Source organism: Kaistella pullorum, assembly GCF_014837035.1.
Lineage (GTDB): Bacteria > Bacteroidota > Bacteroidia > Flavobacteriales > Weeksellaceae > Kaistella > Kaistella rhinocerotis.
Window position 1 is genome coordinate 115,580 of sequence record NZ_JACSPS010000002.1, and the last position, 17,583, is coordinate 133,162.

The 17,583-nt window shown below is 43.4% G+C and carries 15 protein-coding genes and 1 tRNA gene; 9 read left to right on the plus strand and 7 right to left on the minus strand.

Annotated features, from left to right (window positions below; translation table 11 throughout):
* Positions 1 to 24 precede the first annotated feature (24 nt).
* Together mqo and H9628_RS05025 are read right to left on the minus strand one after the other, a co-directional pair.
* Positions 25 to 1,542 (minus strand): malate dehydrogenase (quinone), encoded by a 1,518-nt coding sequence (gene mqo, locus H9628_RS05020; RefSeq protein WP_251833033.1) that lies wholly within the window; start codon positions 1,540 to 1,542, stop codon positions 25 to 27.
* A gap of 44 nt (positions 1,543 to 1,586) precedes the next feature.
* Entirely contained in the window at positions 1,587 to 2,594 is a 1,008-nt protein-coding gene (locus tag H9628_RS05025; protein WP_251833034.1) for an NAD(P)H-dependent glycerol-3-phosphate dehydrogenase, read from the minus strand.
* A gap of 270 nt (positions 2,595 to 2,864) precedes the next feature.
* On the opposite strand from H9628_RS05025, the gene H9628_RS05030 reads away from it, so the two are divergent.
* On the plus strand, positions 2,865 to 3,719 hold the full coding sequence (locus H9628_RS05030) for a M23 family metallopeptidase (RefSeq protein WP_394368179.1): 855 nt from the start codon (positions 2,865 to 2,867) through the stop codon (positions 3,717 to 3,719).
* A 145-nt stretch (positions 3,720 to 3,864) separates the two neighbouring features.
* Here H9628_RS05030 and H9628_RS05035 read toward each other — a convergent pair.
* Positions 3,865 to 3,938, minus strand: a tRNA-Arg gene (locus H9628_RS05035).
* A 45-nt stretch (positions 3,939 to 3,983) separates the two neighbouring features.
* Here H9628_RS05035 and H9628_RS05040 point away from each other — a divergent pair.
* Genes H9628_RS05040 through H9628_RS05050 form a run of 3 tightly spaced genes read left to right on the plus strand, consistent with a single transcriptional unit; the run spans position 3,984 to position 7,776 of the window.
* A complete protein-coding gene (locus H9628_RS05040) occupies positions 3,984 to 5,030 on the plus strand; it encodes an ABC transporter substrate-binding protein (protein WP_251833036.1) in 1,047 nt (348 codons plus the stop codon).
* Positions 5,031 to 5,079: 49 nt separating this feature from the next.
* On the plus strand, positions 5,080 to 5,724 hold the full coding sequence (gene mtgA, locus H9628_RS05045; protein WP_251833037.1) for a monofunctional biosynthetic peptidoglycan transglycosylase: 645 nt from the start codon (positions 5,080 to 5,082) through the stop codon (positions 5,722 to 5,724).
* 15 nt (positions 5,725 to 5,739) lie between these two features.
* Positions 5,740 to 7,776: a site-specific recombinase gene (locus H9628_RS05050; RefSeq protein ID WP_251833038.1), complete on the plus strand. Its 2,037-nt coding sequence runs from the start codon at positions 5,740 to 5,742 to the stop codon at positions 7,774 to 7,776.
* On the opposite strand, the gene H9628_RS05055 is transcribed toward H9628_RS05050, so the two are convergent.
* Positions 7,754 to 8,047, minus strand: coding sequence for a hypothetical protein (locus H9628_RS05055; RefSeq protein ID WP_251833039.1), 294 nt, complete (start codon positions 8,045 to 8,047; stop codon positions 7,754 to 7,756). The genes H9628_RS05050 and H9628_RS05055 overlap by 23 nt on opposite strands.
* Before the next feature lie 189 nt (positions 8,048 to 8,236).
* Between H9628_RS05055 and H9628_RS05060 the strand changes: the two genes are divergently transcribed.
* The 5 genes from H9628_RS05060 (at position 8,237) to apaG (ending at position 15,269) form a co-directional block, all read left to right on the plus strand.
* Complete coding sequence (locus H9628_RS05060) at positions 8,237 to 9,505, plus strand: glucose-1-phosphate adenylyltransferase (RefSeq protein ID WP_251833040.1); 1,269 nt, start codon at positions 8,237 to 8,239, stop codon at positions 9,503 to 9,505.
* A 69-nt stretch (positions 9,506 to 9,574) separates the two neighbouring features.
* Entirely contained in the window at positions 9,575 to 10,609 is a 1,035-nt protein-coding gene (locus H9628_RS05065; RefSeq protein ID WP_251833041.1) for a polyketide cyclase, read from the plus strand.
* Positions 10,610 to 10,711: 102 nt separating this feature from the next.
* Positions 10,712 to 13,510, plus strand: a complete 2,799-nt coding sequence (locus H9628_RS05070; protein WP_251833042.1) for a 2-oxoglutarate dehydrogenase E1 component — start codon at positions 10,712 to 10,714, stop codon at positions 13,508 to 13,510.
* Positions 13,511 to 13,549: 39 nt separating this feature from the next.
* Positions 13,550 to 14,797: a 2-oxoglutarate dehydrogenase complex dihydrolipoyllysine-residue succinyltransferase gene (gene odhB / locus H9628_RS05075; RefSeq protein ID WP_251833043.1), complete on the plus strand. Its 1,248-nt coding sequence runs from the start codon at positions 13,550 to 13,552 to the stop codon at positions 14,795 to 14,797.
* Positions 14,798 to 14,882: 85 nt separating this feature from the next.
* Complete coding sequence (gene apaG, locus H9628_RS05080; protein ID WP_251833044.1) at positions 14,883 to 15,269, plus strand: Co2+/Mg2+ efflux protein ApaG; 387 nt, start codon at positions 14,883 to 14,885, stop codon at positions 15,267 to 15,269.
* Positions 15,270 to 15,272: 3 nt separating this feature from the next.
* Here apaG and H9628_RS05085 read toward each other — a convergent pair whose 3' ends face one another.
* From H9628_RS05085 to H9628_RS05095, 3 genes are all read right to left on the minus strand, one after another.
* Entirely contained in the window at positions 15,273 to 15,830 is a 558-nt protein-coding gene (locus H9628_RS05085; RefSeq protein WP_251833045.1) for a 3'-5' exonuclease, read from the minus strand.
* Positions 15,831 to 15,852: 22 nt separating this feature from the next.
* A complete protein-coding gene (locus tag H9628_RS05090) occupies positions 15,853 to 16,617 on the minus strand; it encodes an alpha/beta hydrolase (RefSeq protein ID WP_251833046.1) in 765 nt (254 codons plus the stop codon).
* A gap of 76 nt (positions 16,618 to 16,693) precedes the next feature.
* Positions 16,694 to 17,551 (minus strand): alpha/beta hydrolase, encoded by an 858-nt coding sequence (locus H9628_RS05095; protein ID WP_251833047.1) that lies wholly within the window; start codon positions 17,549 to 17,551, stop codon positions 16,694 to 16,696.
* Positions 17,552 to 17,583 lie beyond the last annotated feature (32 nt).

Below are 17,583 nucleotides of genomic sequence, written 5' to 3' on the forward strand. Positions count from 1 at the left end.
ATGCTTTGGTTCAGGCAAAACAGTTTATTGCTTATCCCCGTAATTAAGATTTAAAATCTCTTTGGTGTACGCACGCGTTTTCCGCACGAGTTCGGGATTATCAGCCAGTTTTTGGCCATAGGTTGGGAATATTTGAAGGATTTTTTCGCGCCATTCATTATTAAATTTGTCCTTAAAGCATTTTTCCAGCACCTGTAGCATTGCAAAAGCCGCCGTAGAAGCGCCGGGCGACGCACCGAGCAAAGACGCGATGGTTCCCGCAGAATTTACCACAACTTCTGTCCCGAACTCCAGTTTTCCACCCAATTGGTCATCCTTCTTGATAATCTGTACGCGCTGACCAGCCACTTTTATTTCCCAGTCTTTTTCTTCGGCATCTTTTATAAATTCACGCAAATGTTGAATCCGCTGCGTCTTGGTCATCGCAACCTGACGCAGCAAATATTGTGTTAATGGTAAATTGTGCCACCATGCGCCAAACAGCGAGCGTATATTCTTGAAATTAATACTTTCGGGCAAGTCGAGATAACTGCCTTCCTTTAAAAATTTAGTGGAAAAACTTGCAAACGGACCGAAAAGCAAAGCCTCTTTCCCGTCGATGATGCGCAAGTCAAGGTGCGGAACACTCATCGGTGGTGCGTCCAGCGGTGCCTGCGTGTACACTTTCGCACGGTGTTGCTTCACCAGATCCGGATTGTGTGTTACCAGCCATTCGCCCGAAACCGGAAACCCGCCGTAGCCTGCTCCTTCGGGGATATCTGAACTTTCAAGCAACGGAAGCGCATATCCACCCGCACCGATAAATACAAAATCTGCTACCACACGCTGGCTGTGCTGATGAAGCCTGTCTTTCACGCGCATCTGCCAGGCATTGTCTTCACGCGGATCCAGATCTTTTACTTCGTGATACAGGAATACTTCAACGCCGGAATCTTCGATGAGGTAATGTGCCATTTTCCGGGTCAATGTACCGAAATTGACATCTGTCCCTAGATCCATTTTTGTTGCTGCAAGTTTCTCATGCGGATTTCTTTTGCTCATGATCAGTGGGATCCACTCGCGCAGTTTTTCATGATCGTCACTGTATTGCATCTCCTCAAACAGCGGTGATTGAGACATACGTTCATGACGTTTTTTCAAAAACTGGCGGTCATTCTCACCAAACACAAGACTCATGTGCGGACACGAATTGATGAACTCTTGCGGATTGCGGATAAAATTCTGCTTAATCAGAAAAGCCCAGAACTGCTTTGAAATTTCGAACTGCTCTGCAATATTTTCGGCTTTGCTGATATCGATGGAGCCATCCGGAAGTTGCGGGGTATAATTCAGTTCACAAAATGCAGAATGCCCGGTCCCGGCATTGTTCCAGGCGGCCGAACTTTCCTGCGCAAAGCGTCCCAACCGTTCAAAAATTGCAATTTTCAGTTCGGGCTGCAGTTCGTGCAGCAAGGTGGCCAGCGTGGCGCTCATTATTCCACCGCCAATCAGCACTACATCATACCGCGGTTTGGGTGTAATTTGGTTTCGGAATTTTGGCATTTTTCAAGTCGTTTTTAATGATGGAACGCCGATAAAGATGCTGATCAATTGAGCAAAACGGTAAGTTTCTTAAACTCAATTTCTGCGTTGGCCTCCTCATACAGAATGCGGTAAACCGCATCTATGATGGGCGTCTTCATGTTTTTTTCCTGTGAAGTTTTGTAGATGGAGTCAGCAGCATAATAGCCTTCTGCGATCATGTTCATAGACTGCAATGCAGATTTCACCGTGTAGCCTTTACCAATAAGATTGCCAAGATTCCGGTTTCGCGAAAAAAGTGAATAAGCCGTCACTAAAAGGTCACCCAGATAAGCGCTTTCATTCACATCGCGGGGCATTTCATGTATGGCTTCAAGAAAAACTTCCATCTCGCGGATCGCATTTGTTACAAACACGGCGGTAAAGTTGTCTCCGTAACCCAAACCGCTCGCAATGCCGGCTCCTACGGCATAAATATTTTTCAGAATGGCACTGTATTCATTGCCCAAAATGTCTGCAGAACAATTTACTTTAATAAAATGCGAGGCGAATTTTCGGCTCAGCATTTTCTGGTTTTCTTCGATGGTCGCAATCGTCACGTACGAAAGCCGCTCCATCGCCACCTCTTCAGCGTGACACGGACCGGCGATCACGGCCTGACTTCGGAATCCTATTTTAAATTCATCACGAAGATAATGTGCCACTACATCATTCACTTTCGGTACAATTCCTTTTATCGCGGATACGAAGATCTTACCCGAATAATCACAGGTCATTTTCTCAAGTGAATCCGACAGATAGATAGAAGGTGTTGCAAGAACGATGATGTCGCAGGCGGTGACAAGCTCATTGACGTCAGTAGTAAGATGAAGATGTTTTACATTGAAATTTACGGCTGTGAGGTAAGTGGGGTTGTGGTGCCGCAGTTCAATGGCTCCCTTTACAAACTCAGTCCGGACACACCAATGGACGATTTTGCTGTTTTCAGTTAGCATTTTTACAATCGCAGTCGCGAAGCTTCCACTTCCCAATACGCCGATTGTCTTATCATTTTCTGAAGCCTTTCTTGCCATTAAAATTTAGTTAATTAACAAATATACAAAAGTGCGGTCATGATTGAGGAAATTTAGGGTAAAACCCGTTCCGAGGTGGGGAGTGTGGCAGTTTTCCGTGATGTACATTCGGCAACTTAAAGTTAAATTATTTTAAAAAAAGACACTTACGTATAGGAATGACAGATTTTTATTAATTTTGCAGCCGCTAATTTAAACATAATGACATTTTACAATAAGATAGTTCAAACAATCAAATCAAAAGCCATTCTTAAAATTATTGGCGCATTAATGTTTACCGTGATTGCTGCGCAGTCGGTAATCATCGGGAAAATGTATTCTGAACAGAATGACAAGACGTACGAGGTGAATCTCGTGAAAATAAACACACAGAAAGACAGTGTGGATTATTTGGAAATGAAAAATAAACTGTCGCTGGTTGACCAAACGGTGAGAGAACTTAACTCTTTTCTTGCAGAAAAAAATCTTTCAGACGCAAGAATTGCCATGCTTGCGCAGGACAGCATTTCAAATGCTGTTTACCTTGCAAGACAAACCAACCGCTACAGCCAATATCTGATGGATTTGCAGAACAAATTGCAGCAGGTGCCGCTCGGCATCCCGACGGACGGTTATATTTCATCAAATTTCGGAAAGCGAGTGAACCCGATTCCGCCAAGAAATATCCTGATGGCATCTGCGCAACCTCTGAAAAGCGTGGTTCCGGAAGCGCAAAATTCACCGGAGAAAGACTCTTTGGGTAATGTGATTGCCTCTAAAAAGCCTAATATCAACGCTACAGCACAAAAATCTGACGCAGCTGAAGCGAAACCGATCCAGTTTCACAAAGGAATGGATATTGCGGTGCCTTACGGAACTGATGTACGTGCTGCGGCGCGCGGGACCGTTATTTTTGCCGGCGCGAAAGGTGGCTATGGTAATTGCGTGATAATCTCGCATGGCAATGGCTTGGCGACACTTTACGGGCACCTATCAACAATCAAAGTGAAGGCGAACGATGTGATCGAAGTGAATGAGGTGATCGCTAAATCCGGAAACTCAGGTCGTTCTACTGGTCCGCATCTGCATTATGAGGTGCACAAAAACAACACACCAGTAAATCCGAAACTGTTCGTAAACCTTTGATTTTAACCTTTATATATAGATTTAAGCACGCTTTCCCAGCGTGTTTTTTATTTTATTAACCCCAGAAGCAATATAAAAACAATGAAATCATCACAAAAAAGTGCAAAAAAAATCCTGCAAACGAATTGCAGGATTTAATAAAAAGTGACCTCGACAGGATTCAAACCTGTAACCTTCTGAGCCGTAATCAGATGCGCTATTCAGTTGCGCCACGAGGCCGTTTTTCGGTTTGCAAATATAGCACTTTTTTGGTTTCTTTGAGAAATGAAATGCAAAATTTTATTTTTTATTTTACTTTTTGTTCTTAACTCATGTAAAAAGGAAAGTAATGATACGTCCGAAGACTGGCATGATATCTCTGAAAATGTTCGTTTTAAGGATGATACAAACACATTCGAACTTCAGTCAGGAAAATTTAAATATACTATTCCGCAAAGTAAATTGCCCTTTCAAAAAGTTATTTTGCTCAATGCAAGCCTTGTTGGCTACGTCAGCGAGCTCGGTCTGGATAATAAAATCACAGGAATTTCAAGCCCAGAGTACGTTTTTTCGCCTGTACTGAATGCACGAATTTCGAATGGCTCCGTCCACAACATCGGCAACGAGCAGAAATATGACGTTGAAAAAATTATCGCCGCAAAGCCGGATGCTGTCTTCACGAACTATATCTCGAGCTTTGACAACACCTATGGTCTTTTACGAAAAAACGGTATAGAAATCATTTTTCTTGATGAATACCTCGAGCAGGATCCGTTAAGAAAAGCCGAATATCTCTTGGTTTTCGGAAAATTACTCGGCGCCGAGAAGCAAGCGGCCGAAAGGTTGGGCAGCATTAGAGCAGCCTACGATTCCCTTAAGAATTTAGCTAAAAAAGCGCAATCTAGTCCAAAGGTTCTGGCGAACGAGATGTACGGCAACCAGTGGTTTTTGCCCGGCGGTAAAACCAGCCTGGCGAAACTCATCAAAGATGCAAATGCGCAATATATAATTGCGCAAAACACCGACTCAAAAGCAATTCCGATGAGTTTTGAAGAAGTGATGTCGCGCGCCGAAAAAGCTGAATTTTGGGTGAATGTTGGCAATCACCGTACAAAGAAAGAACTGCTGAGTATCAATCCGAATTATACGCAAATGCCCGTCTACCACTCGGGAAAGCTGTACACGGTTTCTGGCCGGGAGCGCGGCCGCGCCAATGATTTTTTTGAAAGTGGAGTAGTGCGTGCCGATATCGTCTTAAAAGACTACATCAAGATTTTTCATCCGGAACTATTGCCCGAATATGAACTGACTTACCTTAAAGAACTTAAATAATATCGTTATTTTTGCACGCCCAAAATACCGGCAACATTTACTGAAAGATATGTGGAAAAAAATTAAACGCCTGATTTATATCCTGATCCTTGCCAATATCCTGTTCATCGTATGGGGCAAATTTTTTAATCCTCCCATCACCATTACGCAGATCGGTGGCATCCTTGATTACGGAAAACTGGAGCGCGACTATATTTCCTATGACGAAATGGGAAACAACGTAAAGAAAGCGGTGATCGCCTCAGAAGACCAGGCATTTTTCACCCATAACGGTTTTGATTATAAAGCGATCGAAAAAGCCATGGCGTACAACCAAAAAGGGAAGAAGATTCGAGGTGGCAGCACGATTTCCCAGCAGACAGCCAAAAACATTTTTCTGTGGCAAAGTAGAAGTTGGCTGCGCAAGGGGCTAGAGACAGTTTACACCTTTATCATTGAACTTATTTGGGGGAAAGATGTGATTCTGGAAAGGTACCTGAATTCCATCGAGATGGGCCAGGGCGTTTTTGGGGTAGAGGCTGCCTCCAATTATTACTTTAATAAATCTTCGCAAAACCTGACCAAATCTGAAGCTGCCTGGATTGCCACAATTCTGCCGAATCCGAAAAAATATGATCCCAAAAATCCTTCGGCTTATCTCCAGAAAAAGCACCGATGGATTATGCGTCAGATGAATAACGTAAGTCTGAAATAATTTACCTTTGCACGGATGACGCTCTACCACAACAGAAAGCGCGCTACCTTCACAGCGGTTCTTACCAAATATTTCAGTTTCCAAAATGAAACGAAATCACTGGAGCCGTTATCTGACCTTATGCTTCATCTGCGGCGCACACCGTTTGCCGAAATACTTGATTTTCTTCGGCATAACCCGGATATCACCGCCAATTTTGGCTTCTACCTTAATCATTTGTTTGATGGTAAACCGTTCAACCTTTCGCTCACGGAAGCCAATATACTTTCTGAAAACGCATTTTATCCGGAATTCAAGAAGAGACTTTTAGATAAAGTATTGCCTGCCGTAGAAAACGAAAACTCTGTTTGGGTGCTGGTAGATACTGCGTCGGTGCGGCCCATAAAAGACCTTGAATATTTTCGGAATATAAGTGAAGAGCAGTTCGATGAACTTTTTTTGCTGCTCGGTATAGATGATATCGTGGCCCGCCCAAAAGCTAAGCGTGAGATTCTGTTCTCCCTGAACATCCTTGCCTGGCGCGTGATCGGAAATGCGATGGATGCCGAAGTGGTGCACATGGCCCCGGAATACCGGCAGTTTGACAATCCGTTTTTGGCGCTGCAGAACGAACTCGATGTCCTGAATGAAAATTTTCTGGTGGATCAGGATTTTTTCCTGCATTCGCGCGATGAACTTTATAAACAGATCAAAGTTTATTTAACGCAATGTCTTGAATTTGTAACGATTGCGTTTAAAAATTCCGAGAAATACGGCATTTCCGGTAAAATCAATCAGTCACTGATCAAAATTCGGCAGCAGCTGAACCGAATGACAGATATTCTGGAAATTCTGGTTGTAGATTCTGAAAAAGATGTATTAAAAAATTCCAAACAGCTGTTTTTTAACATATTAGAATACAAAACCCACAAAAACAATCTCCGCGACCTGATTTCAGACAGCACGACGCTGATGTCGCATCTCATTACCAATCACACCGCCGAAACCGGTGCGCATTATATCACGTCTTCTAAAAGTGATTATTTCACGATGTTTATGAAAGCGAGTGGCGGCGGAATCATTGTGGCGTGTCTTGTCATTCTTAAACTTTTCTACGGCACATTGCCCGGCAGTGATTTTTCGCATGCGGTACTGTATGCTTTCAACTATGCGATGGGTTTCATCATGATTTATCTGATGAACTTCAGTCTCGCTACCAAACAGCCGGCAATGACGGCAGCTACGATGGCGCGGGTGCTTTCAGAAGGTGAAAACACACGTAAGAACTATGTGGAATTTGCCCATTTGGTATCAAAGGTTTTCCGTTCGCAGTTCATTGCCTTCATGGGTAACGTTTTACTGTCTTTTCCGGTTGCACTGGCAATTATTTATGGTTTGGATGTGTTGTTCCAGCAAAATTTTGCTGCTGAAAAAGCCACGAAACTGCTTACAGACCAGGATCCGTTCAAATCAAAAGCGATCCTGCACGCGTGTATCGCCGGTTTTTTCCTGTTTGTATCGGGAATCATTTCGGGAAATGTAGGAAACAGCTCTGTGTATTATAATATTCCGAAGAGACTGGCGAAAAATCCTTTGCTCAATTATTTTCTCGGAGCGCGTACGGCGAAGGGAATTTCGAATTATTATGCCCGAAACTGGGCCGGAATTGTCTCAAATTTTTGGTTCGGGATCTTCCTAGGCGTCACCGGACCTATCGGAATTTTCCTCGGACTGGATTTGGACATCCGCCACATTACTTTTGCGGCCGGAAACGTAGCGCTCGGCTTTTACGGCAAAGGCTTTAATGTAGATTTATATACCGTGATCATCACGGTTACCACGGTCTTTTTGATCGGATTTTTCAATTTTGCGGTGAGTTTTGGCCTCTCCATCCTGTTGGCTTTCCGTTCGCGTAAGGTGGATTTGGGAGAGATGAAGGAGATTTCGAGAGAGATCTGGCGCTATTTTATGAAGAACCCGTTCCGGTTTTTCCTACCAATCCGTTCAGAACTTGATGAAACTACCAAGGACATGCTGAATTACAGAAAGGTTACAAAACCTGAAGGTCGATAAAGTTTTCTGCGCCGAATTTATCCTGGAATTTATTTAAATAAAAACTTTTCCGCAACCGGAAATCATTTTTCAGCATTTGAGATTTTATCCTGATTTTCAATACCTTCTGTTCCAGATCTACGGATTCTATCTCTTCGAAAAGCACGTTGCTCAGATATTCTTCCAGAAAATCCTTCACCTCAAAAGCCAGCAGTTTATCTTCAAAACCATGAATTCTTGCAAATGATTTTACAAGTTCGCTGGCCTGAAATTCTCTTTTTTTCTTTTTCACCCTTCAAAGATATGCCTTTCTGTGTTTTTAAATTTACCTTAAGTTAACCGCAGAAATGCCGTTTCGGTGCTGAATTTGCTGGGATAGTAACATCTTTCACGGGATGTAATTTATTTGGTTTCAAGCCAATTAATCCTTAATATTGTTAAGGCCTGGCGAAGGTTTTCAAAACATTAAAAACTTATATTTATGAAGCCCAGCGTAATTTCTATTGTTCTCGGTGGTGGTCGCGGCTCGCGTTTATTTCCACTTACCTATTCACGGTCTAAACCTGCGGTACCTATAGCCGGAAAATACAGGTTAGTTGATATCCCGATCTCCAATTGTCTCAATTCCGGTTTCAACCGTATTTTGGTGCTTACTCAATATAATTCGGCTTCACTGAATTCACATATCAAAAATTCTTATCACTTTGATATTTTCAGCCGTGGTTTTGTGGATATTCTGGCTGCCGAACAGAATGTTGAAAGCGATAAATGGTACCAAGGGACCGCTGATGCGGTGCGCCAGTCTATGAAGCATCTGACCAAATATGAATATGATTATATTCTGATTTTATCCGGTGACCAGCTTTACCAAATGGATTTTCGCGAAATGATCGAATTTCACTGCCAGAACGAAAGCGATATTACGATCGCCACCATTCCGGTAAATGCTCATGATGCAACCGGCTTCGGAATTTTAAAATCTGATGAGCAGGGAAATATTACCTCATTTATTGAAAAGCCTTCCGCAGATCTGCTTCAGGACTGGAAATCGGAGGTTTCGGATAAAAGTAAACGTGAGGGTAAGGAATATTTAGCGTCAATGGGGATTTATGTTTTCAGCCGGAATATGCTTAAAAAAATGTTTGATGAAGATCCAGGTGATGATTTCGGTGGTGAACTGATTCCAAATGCCATCGGCTCGTACAAGATGATGAGTTTTCAGTACGATGGTTACTGGACGGATATCGGAACGATCCAGTCTTTTTTTGATGCAAACCTCGAACTGACTCAGGATTTGCCTAAGTTCAACCTCTTCAGCCGCTCACCGATCTACACCCGCGCGCGTATGCTTCCACCTTCCAAAATCCTGGGATCATATGTGAGCAAAGCCATTTTTGGTGACGGATGTGTCGTGATGGCTGATAAGATCGAAAATTCCATCGTGGGCAACCGCAGCCGAATCGATAAAGGGAGCACACTAATAAGCACGTATATGATGGGCGCAGATTATTACCAAAATACGGAAGAGCTTATGAACAATGAGTCTCAGGGCATCCCAAACCTTGGTGTTGGTAAATATTGCTATATCGAGCGGGCGATTCTGGATAAAAACTGCAGCGTCGGCGATAACGTTCGGATTTTGGGTGGGCAACATCTTCCGGACGGTGATTTCGAAAAATATTCCATAAAAGATGGGATTGTAGTCGTAAAGAAAAACGCCGTAATCACCTCGGGAACTACAATTCCTTAAAATCCAGGGTGAATTTACTGACCTTCATTCCCGGTTGGGCATCAGCTACTTTTTTGTATTTTTGCGGCTATGCGTTGGATTAAGATAATAATGGTCGCCGTAGTGATGGGACTTATTTTTTATGTGATTTCGAAGAATCTTAAGTCCGAAGGTGAAACCTTTTCCGTACGCACCAATGTGAACCAACCACTTGACCGCGTTTACAGCCAGTTTAGTAATCTGCAGAACTTTGCCGAGTGGAATACCTTTTTTACGCAAAATCCTGATTTCCAGTTTCGTTTTTTCAGTCCTTATGAAGGACAGGGCAGTGCCATGACCTACAAAAATTTAGCTGATGACGATGAATTCGGGGAAGTTTTCATCCGTTTTGCGATGCCGAAAAAAGCAGTTAGATATCATATTTACAGTGCTGATAGTGAGAAACCCGTAGTGCTGGATGTGAAATTTACACCTCAAATGAACACTACTGATATCTTGTGGAGTATAAATATTCCGGGAAAAGGATGGTGGGAAAGGTCCGGTAATCTTACGGCTGAAAATATGCGCTTTAATATTGATTCAAGTACAAAAAACCTTGCCTCAACGCTTGGAAATAAAGTGCAGAAAGAGCAGGAGCGGGAAAATATAAAATTCGATTCGCTGATCATTGAACAAAGCCCCGGAAGATTGCTTTTAGGCGTGAATGTCAGCACCCGCAATACAAAAGATTTGCTCTTCAAAAATATCATACTGAATCATAACAAAACGCTTAACTACATTACCAGCGATTTGGCCAAGAAAAATGACGAATACGGTGAACCTGTGCTGATCACCGATGCAGACAGCTATACGGACAAAGAAGTATCTTACTATTATGGCATTCCGCTTTCAAAACGTATCGGTATTTCTGATAATAATTTTACTTTCCGCACCCTGCACGCATCCCGCAACTACGTGGTTTACTACCGTGGCGCATATTCGGGTCGGGTAAAAGCGATTCAGCAGATTCTCTCTCAGGCCAAACGGGACACATTGCGAACCGGTGAGTTGCAGCAAACCTTCATCGAAGAGCCTACTGCGGAAAGCAATGTCCTTTTGAAACTGGCTGTGCCTGTGTTCCGCTAAATTAAATTCACTCACTCATTTACTGTATTTTTCGGGCCTTTTCCTCATATATTTTTGTTAAATTTGTGTTTTAAATAAAAACAACAGTTTAACCTGTAAATAATGGACAGATTTTCATTTCTGAATGCCGCACATGCGCAGCTTATAGAAGACTTATACCAGCAATATTTAAAATATCCCGACTCACTAGAACCTTCCTGGAAAGCATTTTTCCAGGGATTTGATTTTGCGCTTGAAAATTACGGCGATGATCAAAATGAGGCGCCTGCACAGAAAAATATCGTGCACGCTGCCAATGATGCTGCATCTCAAGGACTCATCCCTGATGACATAAAGAGAGAATTTAAAGTTCTCAACCTCATTGAAGCTTACCGCCAGCGCGGACACCTTTTTACCAATACCAATCCGGTGCGCGCGCGCAGAAAGTATGAGCCAACACTCGCAATAGAGAATTTTGGACTTACTGCAGCGGACCTTTCGGTGAAATTTAATTCAGCGACAGAAACCGGATTGAGTTCTGCCGCGACTCTGCAGGAAATCATCCGTCATCTAGAAAATATCTACTGCGAATCTGTGGGTGTAGAATATATGCACATCACTAATGTAGAGGAAAATGCTTTCATCAGAAAGTGGCTTCAGGTAAATGAAAACCAGCCGCAGCTCAGCGCTGCCGAAAAAACTGAAATTCTGCAGAAACTGAACCAGGCTGTTGCGTTCGAAAATTACCTTCATACCAAATTCGTGGGTCAGAAAAGATTTTCACTCGAAGGCGGCGAATCGCTTATTCCGGCGCTGGATCAACTTATCTCACGCGCTTCACAGCTTGGTGTTGACGAGGTAGTATTGGGAATGGCACACCGCGGCCGTCTTAATGTCCTTACGAATATTTTTGGAAAGTCTTACAAGCAGATTTTCTCTGAATTTGAAGGTAAAGAGTTTGAGGAAGACGTATTCTCAGGTGATGTGAAATATCACCTTGGCTCATCAAAAATAATCACGACGGCCTCTGGTGAACAGGTTGCCATAAATCTAACTCCAAACCCGTCGCATCTTGAAACGGTAGGAGCATTGGTAGAAGGAATTTGCCGCGCGAAAGTAGATGACAAGTACAAAGATTACAAAAAAGTATTGCCGATCGTGATCCATGGTGATGGCGCTATCGCCGGTCAGGGCATCGTGTACGAAATCGCACAGATGATGACGCTTGACGGTTACAAAACCGGTGGTACCGTTCATATTGTCGTAAATAATCAGGTTTCATTTACCACGAATTATCTCGATGCAAGATCCTCAACTTACTGTACAGATATCGCTAAAGTGACTGAGTCGCCGGTGATGCATGTGAATGCTGATGATGTGGAAGCGGTGGTGTACGCAATGAAGTTTGCGGCAGATTTCCGTTCTCAGTTTGGCAAAGACGTGTACATCGATTTGCTTGGTTATAGAAAGTACGGCCATAACGAAGGCGATGAGCCGCGTTTTACTCAGCCAAACCTTTATAAGCTGATTTCAAAACACCCGAATCCACGTGAGATCTATAAAGAAAAACTGATCAAGGAAGGAATTGTATCTGAGGAAATCCTGAAAAAGATGGAAACCGAGTTCAAAACACTTCTGGATGCTGATTTTGACGCATCTAAAGAGATCGAAAGAAACACGATGGATATCTTCATGGCGGATGACTGGAAAGATTTTGCTATTTCTCCGCGCGGCGAAATGCTGAAGCCGGTAAATACGGGTTTTGATCTTAATGCATTAAAAGAGTTGGCTAAAAAGATGTCAACCTTGCCTGGCGATAAAAAATTCTTAAATAAAATTACGCGACTGTTCGAAAACCGTCTTAAGATGATCGAAGCCAACTCCCTTGATTGGGCGTTGGGTGAGTGGTTAGCGTATGCAACTCTTCTAACTGAAGGCAATAATATCCGTATTTCCGGGGAAGACGTGGAACGCGGAACATTTTCACATCGCCACGCGGTCTTGAAAACTGAAGATACGGAGGAAGAATTCGTACCGCTGAAACATATTTCGGAAAGCAGATTTGATATTTTCAACTCACACCTCTCAGAATACGGTGTTCTTGGGTTTGATTATGGCTATGCAATGGCTTCACCGCAAACGCTGACGATCTGGGAAGCACAGTTTGGAGATTTCGTGAACGGTGCACAGATTATCGTTGACCAATACCTGTCTGCTGCTGAAGAGAAGTGGAAGATTCAGAACGGTCTCGTGATGCTTTTACCACACGGCTTCGAAGGTCAGGGCGCGGAACATTCTTCTGCGCGACTTGAACGGTTTTTAGGACTTTGTGCCAATGAAAATATGGCGGTTGCCAATGTTACCACGCCGGCAAACTATTTCCACCTGTTGAGAAGGCAGCAAAAATGGAAATTCAGAAAACCATTGATCGTCATGACGCCAAAATCTCTTCTTCGTCATCCAAAGGTGGTTTCACCGCTTGAAGATTTTGCGAACGGACGTTTCGAGCCAATCATTGATGATGCTACGGCAGATGCTACCAAAATTGAAAAACTCGTGTTGTGCTCAGGTAAAATTTACTATGAACTTTTAGCTAAAAAAGAAGAACGCAACTGTGATAATATCGCGCTGGTGCGCTTGGAGCAACTGTATCCACTGGATCAGGAAAAAATTGCGGAAATCTTGTCTAAATACAGCGCCAGAACACAGATTATCTGGGCACAGGAAGAGCCTGAAAATATGGGAGCGTGGGCCTATATACTTCGCAACCTTCGCGATACCGGTATAAACGTTATCGCACCCGTAGCCAGTGGTTCACCGGCGCCGGGAAGCCACAAAATGTTTGAACGCAACCAGAACAGCGTGCTGAACCAGGTTTTCGACTGTGACGATGCACCTGCACCAAGACCTGTAACAGCTTAATTCATATTTAAAAATTAATTTTAAAATAAATTATACCCGATGTCAATATTAGAAATGAAAGTGCCGTCTCCCGGCGAGTCAATCACAGAAGTTGAAATTGCCGCTTGGCTCGTGAAGGATGGCGATTTTGTGGAGAAAGATCAGCCAATTGCTGAAGTAGATTCAGACAAGGCAACATTAGAATTGCCGGCTGAGCAAAGTGGTATCATTACACTAAAAGCGGAGGAAGGCGATGTAGTGCAGGTGGGTCAGGTAGTTTGCCTGATTGATATGAGCGCTGCAAAGCCCGAAAGTACCGCGGAAGCTCCAAAAGCCGAAAACGCTGAGGCGCCGAAAGCTGAAGAGAAAGTGGTAGAGAAGCCTGCGATAGTAGAGGCTTCAAAAGAAGAAAAACCAGCGAGCTACGCTTCCGGTACACCTTCTCCTGCAGCAAAGAAAATCCTTGATGAAAAAGGAGTTCAGGCATCAGACGTTACCGGCTCGGGCAAAGACGGCCGCATCACCAAGCAGGATGCACAAACTGCATCAGTTGCTGCGATGGGTTCCAGCACATCGGGTGGTTCACGCGCTGTTACTTCCACTAAACTTTCAATGCTTCGCCGTAAAGTTGCTACCAGACTGGTTTCTGTGAAAAACGAAACGGCGATGCTTACTACTTTCAATGAAGTGGATATGTCTGAAATCTTCAGAATCAGAAAGCAGTACAAAGACGAATTTGCGCAAAAACATGGCATCGGACTGGGTTTTATGTCATTTTTTACAAAAGCAGTTACACGCGCATTGCAAATGTACCCTGATGTGAATGCTTCTATTGACGGCGATTATAAAATTAATTATGACTTCTGCGATATTTCCGTGGCAGTTTCCGGGCCAAAGGGTCTTATGGTACCTGTGGTGAGAAATGCCGAGAACATGAGCTTCCGGGGCATAGAGGCGAGCATCAAGAATTTAGCGGATAAAGTACGTGAAGGTAACATCAGCGTAGATGAAATGACCGGCGGAACATTCACCATCACCAATGGTGGGGTTTTCGGCTCAATGCTTTCTACGCCAATCATCAACCCGCCCCAATCTGCGATTTTGGGTATGCACAATATCATCCAGCGTCCTGTAGCAGTAGATGGGCAGGTAGTTATTCGTCCGATGATGTATGTTGCAATGTCTTACGATCACAGAATCATCGATGGTCGGGAATCTGTAGGATTTTTGGTAGCCGTGAAAGAAGCTATTGACAATCCTGTGGAGCATTTATTTAATGGAGACGAGCGCAAAGCCCTTGAACTTTAGGTCTAAATCAAACGTTTTGAGTAAAATTATTAAATCCCGCCCGAAAAAGGCGGGATTTTTGCAGATGCAAATTTAAAATGCGGTTATGTTCTCATTAACTACTTTCGACATCAAAGTTACCGTTTATCCGGAGTACGACAGTAAGAACAGTTTTCCGTCGGAAAACCGTTTTGTTTTTCGTTATCATATAACCATTGAAAATCTCAGTGACCAACCTATTGTGCTGCTCCGTCGTGAGTGGCTGATCTATGATGTGGGTTTCGGCTATACCGAAGTGGAAGGTGAGGGCGTGATAGGTCTTACCCCTGAAATCGGCGCAGGAGAAACGTTTAAATATTTCTCAAATGTGGTACTTCGTTCGGGCGTGGGAAGCATGAGCGGAACCTATTTTTGCACACATCTTTCAAGCCGCGAAAACCTGAAGATCGAAATCCCGAAATTCAATCTGCTTGCGGAAGTTTTACACAATTGATTTTTAAAGAACTTTTAAATTTTTTCGGAGTACATCATGCACTTCGTCGGTTCTGGTGACCATCATATTCTGGAAGGCCAGGAGCGAAATTTTGGCGCATACCTCGGCATCATCGCCGGCTCTGTGGTGATTGAAAGAGATTTGATGTTGTTCTGCGAGGTTTTTCAAACCGTATTTACCCAAATTTTTCCAGGATTTTTTTGCGATAGATATGCTGCAGAGATAGTTTAGTTTCGGCTTGTAAAAACCATAATAATCCAGACAGCTCCGAAGTACGCCCGCATCAAAACCAGCATTGTGCGCAATCATCAGGTTGCCGTACATCATTTCCTCAGCTTCATGCCAAATCTCATCAAAAGTAGGCGCATCACGCACGTCGTCAGGATAAATTCCGTGTACGGCGACATTTCGGGGGTTAAAATAGGGGAAACTTGGCGGTTTCAGCAGCCAGGTCTGGGTTTTCACGATTTCGCCATTTTCTACTACACAGATTCCCATTTCACAGGCGGAATTTCGCTCATGTGTGGCGGTTTCAAAATCTATGGCGCAAAAATCAATCATTTTTTCAGTGGTAAATTTAAACTTAAAACACGGTTTTCAATGTTTCCCGGTACAGCGGAAAATCGGCCAAGTCATCATGTCCGGCTTCTTTTATTTCAATAAATTGTTTTTCAACATCCGGCCGAAGTTCCGAATAATGTTCAAAAAGTTTACGTCCCGAACTTACCGGAACAATTTTGTCCAAAGAACCGTGAAACTGATACAATGGAACGTGCAAATGCTGAATATTTTGGTTTGAAAGAAAGTGATACCTCATTCTGGGTGCAACCCGGTCGGTAACTTGCACAGGAAGCCAGCGGTTCACTACATCCTGAAGATTGTAGAACGCCGCCTCCAAAATCACCATTTTAGGATGGTTCTGGGCGCCGGTTTTTACTGCGAAAGCGCCACCAAGGCTGCGGCCGTAGATGACCGTATTGTTTTCGCCGTAATTTTTACGGGCAAAATCGTAGGTCGCCTGTGCGTCTGAATAGAGGAATTCCTCATTTCGGGGTCCACTGCTTTTACCGTATCCGCGGTAATCCATCACCAGAACATCGTATGAATATTTGGTCAGTTGTTCCGCGATGCTGCCCCAACGTGCAAGATTATCGGAATTGCCGTGGTAGTAAACGATTACACCCACAGGGTTCGTCGTCTTAAAATGGATGCAACTTATCTTTCCGCCAAATGGGGTTTCCCAAAAGTATTCTTCAAAAGGCGTCTCAAAATCGAAAGTATGCGAAGTGTCCAGCGCCGCGGGTAAGAAGACTACTTTTTCCTGTAAATATTTAAAAAAATCGGGCATTAAAAATAATTAAGAATGACAGCGGACAATAAAAGGATAAATGCTTTTTGAGTATGCAAAGATAAGTTTTAACGGACTATTTGCGGTGTGAATACCCGAAACTGGTTTTTTCAACATCGATAAATATTTTCCGTTCGTCAAAAATTTCCTGCATTACGCGATGATATTCTTCAAACTGATGCACATTGATATGTCCGGCACCCAGAATGATATAGAGGCGTGTAAGTTTCGGGTTAACTTCCGACAGATCTATGGCCGTGTTTACAGGCACGAGACGGTCGTCACTGCCATGAATAATCTTGATTGGGCAGCGGACATTCTTTAAATACTGGAAAGTCGGAAGATTGTACCGCAGGAACGGCCGTGCAGGCATAAATGGCAAATACCGCTGTACCGCTCGCGAAATGGAGTAGAGCGGCGACGTGAGGATGAGTAGACGCGGATTGTTTTTTGAAGCAAGCCTGGCGGCAAATCCACTACCCAGTGAACGGCCGTAGACCACGATTTTGTCTTCAGTAAATTCTTTTTTTGCAAGGTTATAAATAAACTGCGAATCGCGTTTCATGGCATCTGAAGTCCGTTTTCCGGTGCTTTTCCCGAAACCGCGATAATCCATCATGATGACTTCATAGCCGAGCCGCGTAAAGTCTATCGCAAATTTCCCCCAGCCTTTTATGCTTTTTGTATTTCCTTTTAAATATAACACTACACCTTTTGGGTCATCTACCTGAAAATGCAGGTAATTTATATTTGCACCGGGTTCAGGTTCCACGGTTTTCTCTACTGCACGTAGATTGTCATACGCAAAGCGGAAATCTGCCGGAAGTTTTTCCGGCTGGAAGAAAAATCGGTGCTGAAAAAAGTAGATTAATATGCCTGTAATGAGGATGACAGCACCGAAGACTGCCAATATGGTATAAGCATTTTCATTCATTGCAATGATAAATGTAGCTTATTTTTAGTTAA